General features: G+C 75.0%; 17 protein-coding genes. 10 read left to right on the forward strand and 7 right to left on the reverse strand.

The window, feature by feature from the left end:
• Positions 1 to 236: 236 nt before the first annotated feature.
• The 3 genes from tenA to PATMI_RS29455 form a co-directional block, all read right to left on the reverse strand.
• Positions 237 to 959 (reverse strand): thiaminase II, encoded by a 723-nt coding sequence (gene tenA, locus PATMI_RS0111780; protein ID WP_084269885.1) that lies wholly within the window; start codon positions 957 to 959, stop codon positions 237 to 239.
• A 419-nt stretch (positions 960 to 1,378) separates the two neighbouring features.
• Entirely contained in the window at positions 1,379 to 2,605 is a 1,227-nt protein-coding gene (locus tag PATMI_RS0111785; RefSeq protein ID WP_026911042.1) for an IS110 family RNA-guided transposase, read from the reverse strand.
• A 370-nt stretch (positions 2,606 to 2,975) separates the two neighbouring features.
• Complete coding sequence (locus tag PATMI_RS29455) at positions 2,976 to 3,905, reverse strand: crotonase/enoyl-CoA hydratase family protein (RefSeq protein WP_084269886.1); 930 nt, start codon at positions 3,903 to 3,905, stop codon at positions 2,976 to 2,978.
• Positions 3,906 to 4,033: 128 nt separating this feature from the next.
• Here PATMI_RS29455 and PATMI_RS0111795 point away from each other — a divergent pair, with 128 nt between their 5' ends.
• The 5 genes from PATMI_RS0111795 to PATMI_RS0111815 all read left to right on the forward strand — a co-directional run bounded on the left by PATMI_RS0111795 (position 4,034) and on the right by PATMI_RS0111815 (position 10,300).
• Entirely contained in the window at positions 4,034 to 5,902 is a 1,869-nt protein-coding gene (locus PATMI_RS0111795) for an acyl-CoA dehydrogenase family protein (protein WP_084269887.1), read from the forward strand.
• Between the two features lie 91 nt (positions 5,903 to 5,993).
• Positions 5,994 to 6,755: a TetR/AcrR family transcriptional regulator gene (locus PATMI_RS29460; RefSeq protein WP_245604158.1), complete on the forward strand. Its 762-nt coding sequence runs from the start codon at positions 5,994 to 5,996 to the stop codon at positions 6,753 to 6,755.
• Positions 6,733 to 7,128, forward strand: coding sequence for a cupin domain-containing protein (locus PATMI_RS0111805; RefSeq protein WP_026911044.1), 396 nt, complete (start codon positions 6,733 to 6,735; stop codon positions 7,126 to 7,128). The genes PATMI_RS29460 and PATMI_RS0111805 overlap by 23 nt, the downstream gene beginning before the upstream one ends.
• Entirely contained in the window at positions 7,125 to 9,236 is a 2,112-nt protein-coding gene (locus PATMI_RS0111810) for a hypothetical protein (protein WP_026911045.1), read from the forward strand. The genes PATMI_RS0111805 and PATMI_RS0111810 overlap by 4 nt, the downstream gene beginning before the upstream one ends.
• 116 nt (positions 9,237 to 9,352) lie before the next feature.
• A complete protein-coding gene (locus PATMI_RS0111815; protein WP_157260727.1) occupies positions 9,353 to 10,300 on the forward strand; it encodes a hypothetical protein in 948 nt (315 codons plus the stop codon).
• A 10-nt stretch (positions 10,301 to 10,310) separates the two neighbouring features.
• Here PATMI_RS0111815 and PATMI_RS0111820 read toward each other — a convergent pair whose 3' ends face one another.
• Positions 10,311 to 10,736, reverse strand: coding sequence for an RNA-binding S4 domain-containing protein (locus PATMI_RS0111820; protein ID WP_051471439.1), 426 nt, complete (start codon positions 10,734 to 10,736; stop codon positions 10,311 to 10,313).
• Complete coding sequence (locus tag PATMI_RS0111825; protein ID WP_026911048.1) at positions 10,733 to 10,945, reverse strand: hypothetical protein; 213 nt, start codon at positions 10,943 to 10,945, stop codon at positions 10,733 to 10,735. Before PATMI_RS0111825 ends, PATMI_RS0111820 begins: the two co-directional genes overlap by 4 nt.
• A 274-nt stretch (positions 10,946 to 11,219) precedes the next feature.
• Between PATMI_RS0111825 and PATMI_RS0111830 the strand changes: the two genes are divergently transcribed.
• Positions 11,220 to 11,765 carry a hypothetical protein gene (locus PATMI_RS0111830; RefSeq protein ID WP_157260728.1) on the forward strand — a complete coding sequence of 182 codons (546 nt, stop codon included), beginning with the start codon at positions 11,220 to 11,222 and terminating at the stop codon, positions 11,763 to 11,765.
• A gap of 16 nt (positions 11,766 to 11,781) precedes the next feature.
• Here PATMI_RS0111830 and PATMI_RS0111835 read toward each other — a convergent pair whose 3' ends face one another.
• The gene (locus PATMI_RS0111835) at positions 11,782 to 12,177 is read right to left on the reverse strand and encodes a hypothetical protein (RefSeq protein ID WP_026911050.1); all 396 of its coding nucleotides are present in this window, start codon (positions 12,175 to 12,177) and stop codon (positions 11,782 to 11,784) included.
• A 155-nt stretch (positions 12,178 to 12,332) separates the two neighbouring features.
• Between PATMI_RS0111835 and PATMI_RS0111840 the strand changes: the two genes are divergently transcribed.
• From PATMI_RS0111840 to PATMI_RS0111855, 4 genes are all read left to right on the forward strand, one after another.
• Positions 12,333 to 12,689 (forward strand): hypothetical protein, encoded by a 357-nt coding sequence (locus PATMI_RS0111840; protein ID WP_026911051.1) that lies wholly within the window; start codon positions 12,333 to 12,335, stop codon positions 12,687 to 12,689.
• 19 nt (positions 12,690 to 12,708) lie between these two features.
• The gene (locus PATMI_RS0111845) at positions 12,709 to 13,152 is read left to right on the forward strand and encodes a hypothetical protein (RefSeq protein ID WP_157260729.1); all 444 of its coding nucleotides are present in this window, start codon (positions 12,709 to 12,711) and stop codon (positions 13,150 to 13,152) included.
• A gap of 61 nt (positions 13,153 to 13,213) precedes the next feature.
• On the forward strand, positions 13,214 to 13,759 hold the full coding sequence (locus PATMI_RS0111850; protein ID WP_026911053.1) for a redoxin domain-containing protein: 546 nt from the start codon (positions 13,214 to 13,216) through the stop codon (positions 13,757 to 13,759).
• 85 nt (positions 13,760 to 13,844) lie between these two features.
• Complete coding sequence (locus PATMI_RS0111855; protein ID WP_026911054.1) at positions 13,845 to 14,123, forward strand: anti-sigma factor family protein; 279 nt, start codon at positions 13,845 to 13,847, stop codon at positions 14,121 to 14,123.
• On the opposite strand, the gene PATMI_RS29465 is transcribed toward PATMI_RS0111855, so the two are convergent.
• Positions 14,104 to 15,224 (reverse strand): outer membrane protein assembly factor BamB family protein (locus PATMI_RS29465; RefSeq protein WP_036725733.1); only part of this gene is annotated, 1,121 nt, incomplete at its 5' end. The two genes, PATMI_RS0111855 and PATMI_RS29465, sit on opposite strands and share 20 nt — an antisense overlap.

The raw sequence follows: 15,224 nt of genomic DNA on the forward strand, positions 1-15,224 counted from the left end.
CGCTGGGCGACGCAAACGTAGAAGTCGTCCGGATCCGACGCGCCGTGGCCGCGGTCGGTGGGCCGTGGCGGGGGGCCGGCGGTGGCCGGTGCTGCGTTGGCGTCGCTGGGCGACGCAAACGTAGAAGTCGTCCGGATCCGACGAGTCGCGCGTGCGGCCGGCGGGCCGCGGCCGCGGACGATGCCGTCCGCGTCGGTCTGCCGGCCGCGCGGAGCCGGCGATGGGCGGGACGCCGGTCAGACCGGCCAGGTCTCGTCGTGGAAGGCGGCGTCCCAGAACCGCCACTCGTAGCGGCAACCCTGCAGCCAGATCTGGGCGAAGCGGTTGCGGCCCTCGTCGCCGAGCGTCGCGGCGTGGCGGTCGACGATCTCGAGCAGGCGGTCGACCTGGGCGGAGAACTCGTCGCTCGCGTAGGTGTCGATCCAGCGCTGGTACCGCGGGACCGGTGAGCCCTCGGCGACGAGCTCGCGGCCGACCTCGCGGTAGATCCAGAAGCAGGCCAGGACCGCGGCCAGGGCCTCCGGGTACCGCCCGGCGGCGGTGTGGGCGAGCATGAAGTCGACGTACGCGGTGGTCGTCGGGTTGCGCGGCGTGTCGTCGACGTCGGCGGGCGACATGCCGAACGCGCTGATGAAGCTCGCGTGCAGCTCGTGCTCGACGGTGATCGCCTCGGCACCGGCGGTCGCGAGGAACACGACGTCCTCGTCGTCGGTGGCCCGCCCCGCCGCCAGCGCGAGCGCCCGGGCGAACCCCTTCAGGTAGTGGGAGTCCTGCACGACGTAGCGACGGAAGACCTCGTCCGGCAGCGTCCCGGCGGTCAGCCCCGCGAGGAACGGGTGCCCGAGGATCCGCTCGTGGATCGGCAGGGACGCCTGCCACAGGTGGGCGGTGAACGAGTCCGGTCCGCTGGGGGTCGGGGCGTCGCGGGTGCGCACGGGCGCATCGTCGGATGGGGGCATCGCCCGTGACGGTATGGGGCCGGGCGGGCCGCGGCACGGGCGGGATGGTTCGTTGCGCGGGGAACGGGCCGGGCGAGGTGCGGACTGCGGGTCGCATGCCGGTCGCGCCGACCGGATGGTCCGACGCAGCGACGGACGCCGGACGGGGTGGCGTGCGTTTGTGCGGTGGTGGCGCAGGAATCCGCGCCGGCTGGGGGTGGTCGGGGGGTGGCGTGCGTTTCTGCGGTGGTGGCGCAGGAATCCGCGCCGGCTGGGGGTGGTCGGGGGTGGCGTGCGTTTCTGCGGTGGTGGCGCAGGAATCCGCGCCGGCTGGGGGTGGTCGCGGGGGTGGCGTGCGTTCGTGCGCTGGTGGTGCAGGAATGCGCGCCGGCTGGGGGTGGTCGGGGGGGTGTCCCTATCGGTTTGTCAAGGCGATCGGGTCAGGTTGTCTGGGTGAGGGGGCCGGCGGAGCCGGCCCCCTCGAAGCGGTAGAGCGTCTGGGTGCGGAGCATCTTGTGCAGCAGGTCGCAGCGGCGGCGGGCGAGGCACATGATCGCCGCGTTGTGGCGCTTGCCCTCGGCCCGCTTGCGGTCGTAGTAGGCCCGAGAGGGCGGGTGGTGCAGCGAGCAGAACGCGGAGAGCCACAGCGCGTTCTTCAACCGGTGGTTGCCGCGCCGAGACCGGCTCTGGCCACGGATTGATGAACCGGATTGGCGGGTCACCGGGGCGAGGCCGGCGTAGGCGGCGAGGTGTCCGGCGGTCGCGAATCGGGTCGGGTCACCGATCTCGCTGAGGATCCTGGCGCCGGTCCTGGTCCCGATCCCGGGGAGGCTCTCCAGGACCGGGGCGAGAGGGTGGGAAGCAAACAACTCCCCGATCTGTTCCTCGAGCGCTGCCCGATCGCGCCTGAGCGTTTGCAGGTTCTTCGCCTGTCCGGCGACGATCGATCCGATCGTGCGCTCGGCCGGCACCACGATCGTCTGCTGCTCCAGAGCGGCCCAGATGTCGTCGCGGAGCCGCTCGGCCATCCGTGGTGCGTGGTGCTTCAAGGTCTGCAGGATCCGGCTCTTGCCGGCCTTCCGCAGCGTCGTTGCAGTCGGATACCGGGTCAGCAGCTGCAACACCGCCGGGTGCTCCAACCGCTTGCCAAGCACCGATTCCAGCGGCGGATGGGCCTGCAACAGCAGGTCTCGCAGCCGGTTGGAGACCCGCGTCACGTCGTGTGCGAAGTCGTCGTCCATCCCGCACAACAGCTGCAGCGCCTGCAGCACCTCGTCGTCCTCCGGCAGCCAGTGCAGCCGCGCTGCGTGAAGCCTCGCGGTGTCGGCGAGGACCATGCTGTCGCGTCGGTCGGTCTTGCTTTCGCCCGGGTAGAGCTCCGCCGCCCTGCGCATCACCAGGCCCGGCACATAGGCCACCGGCATATCCCGTGCCCTCGCGGCCTGCACCGCGAGCGACCCGATCGAGCCGGGCTGATCGATCACCAACGCCGCCCGGCCCACACCCTGAGCGGTGTCCAGCAGCGCCTCGAGGTCGTCCTGGCGATTCTTCACCGCCCGGTCCGCGAGCTGCCCACCCGCCGTGTCGATGAGCGTGGCGTGGTGGTCGTGCTTGCCGACGTCCAGCCCGATCCAAACCTCGATCCCCGGATCGTCGTGGTCGCTCATGACGGCTGCTCCTTCTCGTTTCGGGGTGCGGTTCGGGCCCTGCAGGGCCCGAACCGCACCCCGAAGCCGCAGCCACCTTACGAATCAGCCCCAACGTGGGCGTGTCCCTATCAGCGGTCACCGGGATGCCCGTGCCGCTGGCCGCAACACCCCCCAGATCACAACGGACAGGGGGCCTTCAGCGCTACCAACGACACCGGGCCCACAACGCATCCTGACCGGTTGACCAGGACACGCCAAGACCGTAAGGGGGGGGGTGGCGTGCGTTTCTGCGGTGGTGGCGCAGGAATCCGCGCCGGCTGGGGGTGGTCGCGGGGGTGGCGTGCGTTTCTGCGGCCCTCGCGCGGACGGGGCGCACGGTCCGGGTGGTTCAGAACGCCCCGCCGCGCCCCGCGCCCGCCGCGAAGCGGCCCGCGCCCTCGAGCGACTCGCCCGAGCGCAGCGTGGCGATGCCGTGCTCGAGCTCGACCGCCAGGGCGTCGTCCGCCGGGAGGCCCGATGCGTCCAGGAGCGCCGCGCGGTCGTGGCGCATGCAGGCCTGGGGGAACGCGGCGAGCTGGGCGGCCAGCTCCTGCGCGGCCGCGAGCGCCCCGCCCGACGGAGCCACGCGGTTGACGAGACCCATCGCCAGGGCCTCCTGGGCACCGACCGGGCGGCCCGTCAGGACGAGGTCCATCGCGCGGCTCTCGCCGATCAGGCGGGCGAGGCGGAACGTGCCGCCGTCGATCAGCGGCACGCCCCAGCGGCGGCAGAAGACGCCGAGGACCGCGTCCTCCTCGGCCACGCGGAGGTCGCACCACGCGGCGAGCTCGAGCCCGCCGGCGACGGCGTGGCCGGAGATCGAGGCGATCACGGGCTTGCCCAGTCGCATCCGCGTCGGACCCATGGGGCCGTCGGCGGGCAGCGGCTCGACCCGGTTGCTCCGGTCCGTCCCCAGGGCCTTCAGGTCGGCGCCGGCGCAGAACGTCCCGCCCGCGCCGTGGAGGATCGCGACCGCCGCGTCATCGTCGGCGTCGAAGGCCCGGAACGCGGCGGCGAGCGCGTCGGCGGTCGGACCGTCGACGGCGTTCCGCGCGTGGGGTCGGGAGAGCTCGATCGTGGTGACCGGGCCGTCACGGCTGACGGTGACGGCGTCGGTGCCGGAGGGCCTCGGCGACGCCGCGTCGCCGTCGGGCGCCGGGTCCGTGACATCCGGCTCCGCCGGTCGGGCGCCATCGGTCGGCCGGTCCGCGGCGCCGGGGCCGGCGGGCGCCGCCGATGACGTCGCGGGGTCGTCGGGGCGGTCGGCAGGGGTGCTCATCGCGTCATTCAAGCACCTCGCGGTTGACAGGTGAATCAGGATTCACGAGCATGTGAATCAAGATTCACCACGAGGGTCGTCGGGCGCCGCGTCTGCGGTCGACGACCCTGCAGCAGCCGAGGACCCTCATGAGCACGACCGTCGATCCCGCCGCCGTCACCCCCGTCGCACCCTCGCCCGCCCGCACCGGTCCCACGACCCCCGCGAGCGCCGAGGCCGCGCGGGCCGCCGCCGTCCCCGGCTCGACGGCGACGCGCGCCCTCGCCGGCCCCGACGGCCCCGCCCGCCGCGTGCTCAACCAGGCACCGCCGCTCCAGCCGGTCGACCTCTTCGCCACCGACGCCGCGCTCCGCGAGGCCCTCGAGCGCGAGGGCGGCGGATGGGGTGCCGAGCGGGTCGCCGAGACCGGCCGGGCGGCCGGCTCGCCCGAGGCCCGAGACCACGGGCTGCGCGCCGAGCGCAACGAGCCGCGACTCGTCACGCACGACCGCTACGGCGCGCGCGTCGACGCGGTCGAGCTCGATCCGTCGTGGCACTGGCTGCTCGGCGGCGCGATCGACCGCGGCCTCGCCGGGCTGCCGTGGCGCGAACGGGAGCCGGAGGGCGTCACCCCCGGGTCGGCCGCCGCGACCGTCGACGCCCGCTCCACCGCGACCCCCGCCCTCGGCCGGTCCGGCGCCCACGTCGTCCGCGCCGCCGGGTTCGCGCTCTGGGGGCACACGAACGGCGGCGTCATGTGCCCCGTCTCGATGACCTATGCGGTCGTCCCCGCGCTCCGCGACGGCGCCCCGGCGCTGGCCGCCGAGTGGGAGGAGCGCCTGACGCGGCCCGACGCCTCGACGTCCGCGATCGCCGGCATGGCGATGACCGAGCGGCAGGGCGGCTCGGACGTGCGCGCGAACATCACGACCGCGATCCCCGCCGGGAAGAGCGCCGACGGCACGACGGACGAGTACGAGCTCTGGGGCCACAAGTGGTTCTGCTCGTACCCGCCGTGCGACGTCTTCCTCGTCCTCGCGCAGCTCCGGGACGGCCCGGACACCGACGAAGGGCCCGGCCTCTCGTGCTTCCTCGTCGAGCGGGGCCCCGGCATGGAGTTCCAGCGGCTGAAGGACAAGCTCGGGACGCGGTCGCTGCCGTCGTCGGAGGTCGAGTTCCGCGGCATCCGCGGTCGGCTCGTCGGGCAGCCCGGCGGTGGGGTCAAGGCGATCATCCGGATGGTCAACCACACGCGGCTGGACTGCCTGATCGGGTCGACGACGTCGATGCGCCGCGGCACGATCGAGGCGATCCACCACGCGCGGCACCGCAGCGCGTTCGGGGCGACGCTCGTCGACCAGCCCGCGATGCAGAACGTCCTCGCCGACCTGGCGATCGAGTCGGAGGCCGCGACCGCCGTCGCGCTCCGGATGGCCCGCGCGTACGACGAGGACGACGCCGCGTTCCGGCGCTTCGGCACCGCGGTCATGAAGTACTGGGTCTGCAAGCGCGCGGGCGGGCACGCGAACGAGGCGCTCGAGTGCCTCGGCGGCAACGGCTTCGTCGAGGAGTCCGGGCTGCCGCTGCTCTACCGCGACGCGCCCTTGATGTCGATCTGGGAGGGCTCGGGCAACGTGGCCGCGCTCGACGTCTTGCGCGCGCTCTCGAAGGAGCCCGAGGGCCTGCCGGCGTTCCTCCGCGAGTGCGCGCTGGCCTCCGGCGCGGACCGGCGCTTCGACGCGCACCTCGCGGACGTCCGCGCCCGGGTCGAGGGGCTGTTCGCCGACGACGGCCGGAGCGTCGAGCAGCGGCTGTTCGACGCGCAGTTCGTCGCCCGCCGGATCGTCGAGGATCTCGGCGTCCTGCTGCAGGCGTCGCTGCTCCTGCGGTTCTCGCCGACCGCGGTCTCCGACGCGTTCTGCGCCGCCCGCCTCGGTGGTGAGGCCGGCCGCGCCTACGGCACGCTCCCGCGCGGCACCGACGCCCGCTCGATCGTCGACCGGGCGTTCCCGGCGTGAGCGGCCCCCGGTCCGCCCTCGGCCGCCCGCCCCTCGGCCCCCGCACGGCGCACCGCTCCCGCCGTCCCGCGGCCCGACCGGGGACGGCGACGTGAGCGCCCTGCCCGGCGGCACCGCCCAGCGCACGGCGCGGCTGACCGCCCTCGTCGACCCGCCTCCCGTCCCCGACGCCTCCGCCCCGACCCGCGAGCGGCTGCTCTTCGCCGCGCGCGAGGTCGTCGAGGCGGGCGGGTACGCCGGGGCGTCGGTCGCCGCGATCGCGCTGCGGGCCGGGGTGGCCAACGGCACGCTGTACCGGCACTTCGGCTCGAAGGCCGAGCTCTTCGTCGAGGTCTTCCGCGACGTCTGCGGGCGGGAGGTCGCGGCCATGCGCGCGGCCGTCGACGCGGCGGGGGACGACCATGTCGAGCGGGTCCTCGCGCCGCTGGACCTGTTCTCCCGGCGCGCCCTGCAGAACCGCTCGCTCGCCTGGGCGCTCCTGGCCGAGCCGGTCGACGCCCTGGTCGACGAGGTCCGCCTGGAGTACCGCCGCACCTACCGCGAGCTCCTCTCCGGCGTCCTCCGCGAGGCGATCGCCGCCGGAGCGCTGCCGCCGCAGGACCCGGACCTGACCGCCGCCGGTCTCGTCGGGGCGGTGGGAGAGGCCCTCGTCGGCCCCGTCTCGGCCGCACCGGGCCCCCCGACCGCGACCGCCGGGGTCCCGCGCCGAACGGCCGCGGACGGTGCCCATGGGCCGGCGGGCGAGGACGGCGACCCCGACGACGCGCTGCTCGCGGAGCTCGACGCGCTCTGCCGCAGGGCGACGGGGGCCGCTGCTACGGTCCGCGCCGATGCACCTGGGCAACCTCGCTGACGCCACGCCCTTCACCACGAAGGACGGCTCGACCATCCGTGAGGTCGCGGGCCCGGTGTCGCTGCCGACGGACAACCAGTCCCTCGCCGAGGCCCGCGTCCCGCCGGGCGGCGCGACGACCGCCCACGTGCACCACGTCTCCGAGGAGCTCTACTTCTTCACGGCCGGCTCCGGTCGGATCCGGCTGGGCGACGACGAGCGGGAGGTTCGCGCGGGCGACTGCGTCGTGATCCCGCCCGGGACGCCGCACAAGCTCTGGAACGGCTCCGGGGCGGACGACCTCGTCCTGCTCTGCTGCTGCGCCCCGCCGTACTCCGACGCGGACACCGAGCTGCTGGAGCCCGAGGTCCGTCACCCCGAAACCGGCGCGTGAGCCGATCACCGTCGCTCCCCCGCCGGTCGGCGGACGGTGCCCCGGCGCGCGGCCCACGGGCGCCACGTCGCGCGTCGTCGCGCCGTCCCGCGGCCGGCGTCGCGACCCTCGTCCTCGCGGCGCTCGGCGTCGCCGGCGTCGCGCCCACGCAGGCCCGGGCCGCGAAGACGTGGAACCAGGCGTCGCTCTGGGACTTCGTCGACCGCCGCGAGAAGCAGCTCGACGCCCGCTGGCAGGAGAAGCGCGACACCTACGCGCCGATCGGCAACGACGACGACGTCCGGCTCGACGCCAACATGCTGGCCGTCCACGCCGCGGCGGCGCGCGAGGGGCACCAGGGGACGTCGCGCCACGACGACCGCGTCGTCAAGCTCGCCGACGTCCTGACCCGGGCGCCGGCGTTCCTGAGCCCGCCCGCGACCCGCGGCGGCGGACAGGGGCACGTGCCCGGCTGGTCGTCCTCGACGGTGAACGCCGGCGCCCAGCACGTCGCGATCGACCCGCAGGTCGCCTCGGCGCTCGCGTCGGCGTGGGAGGTCCGGGACAAGGTCGGGATGCCGCCCGCGATCGCCGACCGGATCGTGCAGGCGATCAGCTCGGTCGCCGACTCCGGGTTCTTCAAGTACCCGGCGATGCTGCTGAACCAGTTCAACTGGCAGTCCGACGTGCAGGTGGCCGCGGCGAAGGTCACCGGCGACCCGAAGTACCTGGCGGACTACCGGCTCCAGCTCGAGCGCTTCGTGCAGGGCACCCGGGTCGCCCTGACCCCGGGACGGACGGCGTTCCTGAATGCCGGGCTCGGCCTGATCTACTCGCCGCGGTCCGCGTCGGCGGTCGGCCCGGCGCTGCTGTCGTCCAACGAGTACGAGAACCTCATCTACTCGGGGCTGCGGCACTACGACGCGGCGATCGCGCTCGGCATGGCGCCGCTCGCGCCCGACGACGAGGACCGCCTGCGGCAGTGGGGGCAGCGCGTCCTCTACGGGGACTGGACCCACGCGGGGGAGCTCAACTGGGACACGAGCCTCGGCACGCGGCGGTGGCACCTCTCGCGGTACTGGGCGTTCGCGCTGCAGGGCGCCGAGACGCTCGCGGCCGGCGGTCGGCTCTCCGGGTCGCCGAACCAGGCGGCCTGGGCGGGCTGGATCTCCGAGCGCTCGCTCGAGATCTACGACGTGCTCGCGGACCGCCAGAAGAACGGCCTGCTGCAGAGCGGCCTCTGGGGCGTCACGGGCCGCGACACGTCCGCCGACGCCGACCCGCTGTTCACGGCGTCCCGGTTCGCGGCCCACGCCGCGCGCCTGGCGCAGCTCGGCGTCGGGGCGCGCAAGACGATCCGGCCGCCGTCGTGGTTCGCGTGGGACCCGGACGTCGGGCGCATCGCGGTCTCGACCAAGCGCTATTCGACCGGCATCCTGCTGCGCCACCCGACCGACGACATCGGCGGCATCGAGATGTCCCGGCTGTTCGGCGCGGCGGGGGAGCCCGCGTCGGGCACGGGCGGCAGCGCGCGCTCCGCGTTCGGCCTGGACCTCGCGGTCGGCGGCAAGGTCGTGCTCGACAGCGAGCCCGGCCGGCACACGTCGATCAGCGGCACGCAGACGCTGCGGCTCGACATCGCCGGCGGCCAGCCGCTGCGCGGGGTCTTCCAGTCCGGGCTCGTCGTCCGTGGCACCACCACGGGCGGTGCCGGGTCGATCGCGGTGACCAACCGCTTCGACGAGCTCGGGATCCGGGTCGAGCGGACCGTCCGCTCGCGGCTCGCGTCGACGGCCACGGTCCGCCTGCCGGCGTGGGGGATGGACGCCTCGATCCTCGTCGTCGGCACCGACGGGAAGGAGACCCGGCTGAGCTCGAAGGCGGTCCCGACGAAGGGCGTCCGCGGCCTGCTCGTCCGGGCGCGGCGCGGCGGCTACGCCGTCGGCCTCTGCCGCGTCCCGGCCGGTGCGCGCGTGCGCATGTCGACCATCGCGCCCGTCCCGCTCTCGACGAGCACGAAGCACGTCGCGCAGGTGATCTTCCCGATGAAGGCCGGCGCCGAGGCTCGCATCGACGTGCGCCTGACGCCGACGATCGCCGCCCCGCAGGCCAAGGACCTCTGCGGCTGAGGAGAACCGGCCCACCGTCGGTCCGGGCCGGTGTACCCTGGCGCCGACCCGCCGCGGCGGGCACCCGGGCGCGGGTGCCGGCAGGCTCGCGGGGGTCGGTCCAGGGGGGTCCGGAGATGGTGGGAACGACGAGCAGGACGACGACGGTGGCCCTCGCGGCGGGTGTGGCGCTGCTCCTGGCGCCCGCGGCGGGCTCCGCGGCGGAATCAGCGTCCACGCGGAAGCTCACGCTCCGGGACAGCCTCTACCGCCTGCCGCTCTCGCAGCCGGCCGCGTCCCCGCAGTGCACCCTCGTGCTCTGCCCCGTCGTGCAGGCGACGCCCTCCGTCGGGTCCGGACCGGACTCCGGGGTCTCGGGGCTCCGCGTGATGGGCTTCCCGCTCGCACCGTCGGGCGTGACGGCCGAGGCCCGGTCCGAGCCCCAGCCGTTCGAGGGCGCCGGGGACGACGGGACCGCGTCGGTCCTGTTCTCGGCGGCACGCAGCGCCGAGGGGGCGGGTGGCACGGTCACGACCGACGTCCGCCTCGACGAGGTCGGCGGCGGCACCGTCATCACGCTGCCCTCGAGCACCGTCCCGCTCGACGGCGCGCGCCACACGGTCGGCCCCGTCCCGCTGGACCCGAAGCGCCTCGTCGTCGGACGCTCGTACGTCGCGGTCGCGCGGTTCACCTTCTCCGTCCCCGCCGGCGGCGACGTCACCGCCCGGATCTTCGCGCCGGAGCTCCTGGCCCTGGGGCCGCAGAAGAAGGTCGCGAAGCCCAAGCCCCTGAAGCCGCGCAAGCCGAAGGCCGCGCTGACCGGCCGCAGCCTGCGGGTGACCGTCGCCTGCCCGGCCGGCCCGGCCCGGTGCGACGTGCAGACGCGCTCGTCGCTGAAGGGGCGGACGATCGGCAAGGGCTCCGCCGACCTGCAGGCCGGCGCGGAGCACACGTTCACCTACCGGCTGAGCGCCCCCGAGCTGCGTCGCGCGCGCCGGGTCGGCCGGATCACCACGAGCCTGAAGATCCAGGACGAGAAGAAGCGGACCGGATCGTCCCGGTCGTCGCTGGTCGTCCGGCGCTGACCGCCGCGGATCAGCCGTGCCCGCGGCGGCCGGGGCCCGCCTCGTACCGTCGCCGGTCGCGCTTGGTCGGGCGGCCCTTGCGCCCGTCGGGCAGCCCGCCGACCGGCCCCGCCAGGCGCCGCTGCTCCGCGCGCAGCTCGCGCTCGGCCCGGTCCTCCTCGCGCTCCACGTAGAGGAGCCGGGCCTCGACGGCGGGGCCGCGGCGCCGCGAGAACGCGACGACGTCCACGCGGTGCCGGTCCTCGCCGACCACGACCTCGACGCGGTCGCCGGCGCGGACCTCCTTGCTCGGCTTCACCCGGGTGCCGTTGACGTGGACGCGCCCGCCCTTCACGGCGTCGACGGCCAGCGCCCGCGTCTTCGCGAACCGCGCGACCCACAGCCAGGTGTCGATCCGCTGGCGCTCGATCGGCTCCTGGGGCGTCCCGGGGCTCATCCCGCCGACCGGAGCACGGCCTCCGCGGCCGTGTTCGTGACGGTGCTCCCGTCCTCGAGCGTCCACTCGACGACGTAGACGCGGGGTGCGTCGGCCGGTCCGGGCGGGGTCCCGGGCTCGTCGTCGCGGGCCTCCCGCAGCACCGTCCCGCGGAGCTCCCCGAGACCGCCCAGGGCGGCGACGACTCGGGCTCCTGCGGCGAACGGCATCCCCCGAATGTAGCCGAGCGCCCGCCCCGGGCCGCCGGATCGGACCCCGGCACGCTCCCGGCAAGCGCCGGAGCGCCAATTCGTTGCACCCGGGATCATTGCGCGAGAAACCGCTTGCCTGCAGGGGATCCAGGGCCCGTGGGGCACGCCCCGGGGGGCGTCCGCATGGGGAATCACCCCGATGGCACTTGCATTATCACCCCCCGGCCCTTCAAGCTTGCGGTGTACGGCGTCGCATCACGCGACTCCGAGACGACGTCCGAAGGGCCCCCACATGCACGACGACGCACCACCCGGCACGGATCGAGCAGCGACGATCCCTGCGCCCCAGACGACGGTGGTCGGCCGCCCGCCCGCCGCCGCGCCACCCCAGGTCCTCGTCCCTCGGCCACCGGATCCCGCGATCGAGGCGCGCAAGCTGCAGGACGCCCTCGTCGCCCTCGACCAGGTCCGCCACCAGCTCGACCGCACGCGTCGCTCACTCGACGCGTTCATCAGCCAGATCACGCACATCCCCGACGCGTCGCAGACGCTGATGGCGGCCCCGGCCCCGCCGCCCGTGGCCCTGCCGGCGGCCCCGGCGATGGAGACCGACGCCGCGGGGACGCCCGTGCCCATCGCCCAGCACCTCCTCGGACAGGCGCCCGCCGACCTGCCGACGCCGACGCCGCTCCCGGTGCGCGAGCGCGAGACGGTCGCCGCCCCGCGGCGACCGGTCGGCCGGGGTCCCGGCGAGCGCCGGGCCCCGACGACGGCCGTGCCGCCGCCCGAGCTCGGCGAGCACGTCCTGCCGCCGGCACCGGCGCCGGGCGAGCTCTGAGCCGCCCGCGGTCGACCTACACGTAGGTCGCGAAGAAGAAGAACCAGATCGCCGCGGCGACCACGGCGATCGACACCGAGGACACCATCACGACGTCCAGCACCGTGGTCACGCGCCCGGTGTCGCGGCCGTCGCGCATCGACTGGTTCCACGGCATGCGCACCGTGACCTCGTCGGAGCCGCCCTGCGTCCTCGCGTAGAGCCCGCCGAGGAACGCCAGCACCTTCGCCATCACGAACCCGGTGACGGCGATCGCCACGAGGACGAACACCGCCTGGCCCATCGAGAGGTTCTGCGAGTCGGCCTGCGCGGCCGTGACGCGGATCCACAGGTAGGGGTTCCCGGCCCACATGAAGATGCCGCCGACGAGCATCAGGGCGAAGAGGAGATGGCCGGAGAGCTTGCGTGACACGAGAGGGCTCCTGTCGATCGGGGCGGACGGCGGCGAGGTGCGCCGCGCGTCCAGGATAGGGGAGCCGCGGTGGTCGCGGGAGAATTCCTACCGTCGGTAGAGAACCGCGCGCCGAAGGTGTTGCCAACGAGGCGGCGGCGCATTACGGTCGGCGGGTGAGCAGAGGTCCCGCCCTTCGCCGTGCCGGCGTCACGATCGTCCTGGTCGTCGCCGTGGTGCTCGTGCTGGTGCTCGGGCGGGACGACGAGCCGTCCCCGTTCCGCGGTCCGACCACGGACGATCCGGTGGCCGCCCTGTGCCGGTCGGCGTCGGACCGGTCCTCGTCCGCGTGCACCTCCGCGTACTTCGCGTGTCGCGGACATCGCGGCCGGATCGTGCGGGACGCCGAGCTGCCCGTGCGGACCTCCGACCGCGAGGTCGTCGCCGCCTACGTCCAGTCGGACTGGAGCGCGTGGGAGGGGCCGGTGCGCGATGCCGCCCAGCGCGGGTGCCGGGCGGGCCTCCGCGGGTGAGCACGGCATCATCCTGACCGTGGATCTCGACCGCATGACCTTCGACCTCGAGGTGCACCGCATGGTGGGGGTCCTCTCCGTTGCTGACGAGTGCCCCGGCCCGGGGTGCGTGACGCTCCGCGTGGTCGCCGGGCACGGGGACCGCATCCGCCGGGCCGCCGGGGCGATCGCTCCAGCGGACCTCGTCCTCCACGTGCTCGAGGACGACCTCGTGACGACCGTGCCGCAGCTGCCCCCGGACACCGCGGCGCAGCGGCGGGCGTCCGGAGCGCCCTCCGGGGACCGGGAGCTCCGCTGCAGCTACGTCTTCTGCCACCATCGTCCCGACGCCGCGGCGTTCGGCCTGCAGGCGGGCGACCGGTGCCGCCAGAAGATCCGCGTCACCGGCGGCTGGCTCTCGTGCCCCGGCTCGTACGCCCCGGCCCCGCCGCCCCGCCGCCGCTGGTGGCGCCTGGGGCGCTGAGCGTTTTCGGTGCGGGTGGCCGGCCCTTGCGCGGGGAGCGCGGCCGGGTGAGGATGGGACCATGCCACTGCATCCCGGAGATCCCTTCCCGAGCGGGGTCGTGCGAACGACCGACGGCGACATCGACCTCGCCGAGCGCTGGGCCGACGGCCCGCTCGTGGTGGCGTTCCACCGGCTCTGGTGCCCGTTCTGTCACCAGTCCGCCAACGAACTGGCCGCGGCGCGCGAGCAGCTCGAGGCGAACGGGGCGAGCGTCGTGCTCGTCTACGAGGACGACGCGGAGAAGGTCGCCGGCGTCTGCAGCGACCGCGGCTTCCCGTTCGACTGCGCGAACGACCCCGGCCGGCAGCTCGAGCAGGACGCGCAGCTCGAGCGGTTCTCCGCGGCGCGCTACGCGGCGTTCGCTCCGACGAAGCTCATCGGGGCGTTCCGGTCCGGCGCTCGCCTGGCGATCCCGAAGCACCTCCTGAAGGGCCGTGGCACCTACGTCGTCGGCACCGACGGGCGCGTGATCTACGCCCACACGAGCACGACCGCCGCGGACATCCCGCCGATCGACGCGATCGTCGCGGCCACCGGCGAGGCGGCGGTCGCGCGCGCCGCCTGACCCGGCACTCCCCGCCGAAGCGGACCGCGCCCCGTTCTTCGCGGAACCGGTGCAACGTTCCGCCCCGCCGGGGGACGGAGGGAGCATGAGGCTCGGATTCGGAAGGCGGCACCTGGACGACGGACCGCCCGTCGACCTCTCCGCCTACGTCGACGGGGAGCTCCGGGGCCGGCGTCGCCGGTGGATCGCCCGGCACCTGCGGGCCTGCCCCGCGTGCCGGCTCTACGTCGAGCAGTTCGTGCGCGTCCGCGAGCTCGTCCGGGCGCTGCGCGACGCCCACGAGGTCCCGGCGGGCGCGCGCCCGCCCGCCGACGTCGTCCGTCGCGAGCTGCGCGTCCGCCGCCTCAGCGACGAGGCGCCGTAGTGTCGACCGCGTAGAGGCGGGCGTCCTCGGAGCCGATGTAGAGCGTCCCGTCGGGCCCGAGCGCCGGGTAGGACTCGACCGACCCGCCGGTCTTCAGGCGCAGCAGCTCGCGGCCCCCTGCCGTGAAGCCCTGGACGACTCCCGAGTGCGTCCCGAAGAAGACGCTCCCGTCGGGGGCGATCGCCGGCCGGGTCCAGACCTGGCCGATTCCGCGGACCCGGCCGACGACCCGGCCGTGCTCGTCGACGGTCTGCACGACGCCGCGGTGGTCGCCGAACGCAGCACGCCGTCCGCGCACGGCGGCGGTCGAGTAGGACCACGCGTTGCGGGCCACGCGCCAGCGCACCTTCCCCGCGGGCGTCAGGCCGTATTCGTCGCGGTCGTTGGTGCCCAGGACGATCGTGCCGTCGGCGGTGACGGCGGGGGAGACCTCGATGTCGTGCTCGATCGTGAAGCGCCAGGCCACCCGCCCCCGGCGGCCGTCGTCGCGCACGGCGACGAGATCGCGGCCGACCGTCGTGTAGACCGTCCCGTCGGGGCCGACGGCGGGGCTGCCGTACGACGCGCCCGTCCCGACGCGGAGGCTCCACCGCTCGCGGGCACCGCGGGCGTCGACGTCGAGGGCGTGCAGCCGGCCGTCCATCTCCTCGACGTAGATCGTGCTCCCGGGGCCGCGCGCGGGCGTCAGCGGCTGCGACGCGAACGCGTGACGCCAGAGCCTGCGACCCGTGAGGTCGAGCCCGACCACGCTGCTCGCCGGGCCGGGCCACAGGACGAGGCGGCCGCGGACGAGCGGCGAGGTCGACAGGTCGATCCCGTACGGGCTCCCGGTGCTCGACCGCCACCGCGTCCGGCCGGTGCGCGCGTCGAGGCCGTAGAGCGTGCCGGCGTTCGTGCCGGCGAGGAGCAGACCACCGGGCGCGAGGACCGGGCCGGGCACGACCGGGCCGTCGAGCTCGCGCTTCCAGCGCAGGGTCGCGCCGGGATCGGGGGACGCCGCCGCGGGCGGTCGGGTGCCGGCCGTCGGCGCGGGGCCGGCGGGCACGGTGGCGTCGGTCCTCGACGAACCGCCCCCGCAACCGGCGAGGACCGCCGTCGCGA

This window comes from Patulibacter minatonensis DSM 18081, from assembly GCF_000519325.1.
Classification (GTDB): domain Bacteria; phylum Actinomycetota; class Thermoleophilia; order Solirubrobacterales; family Solirubrobacteraceae; genus Patulibacter; species Patulibacter minatonensis.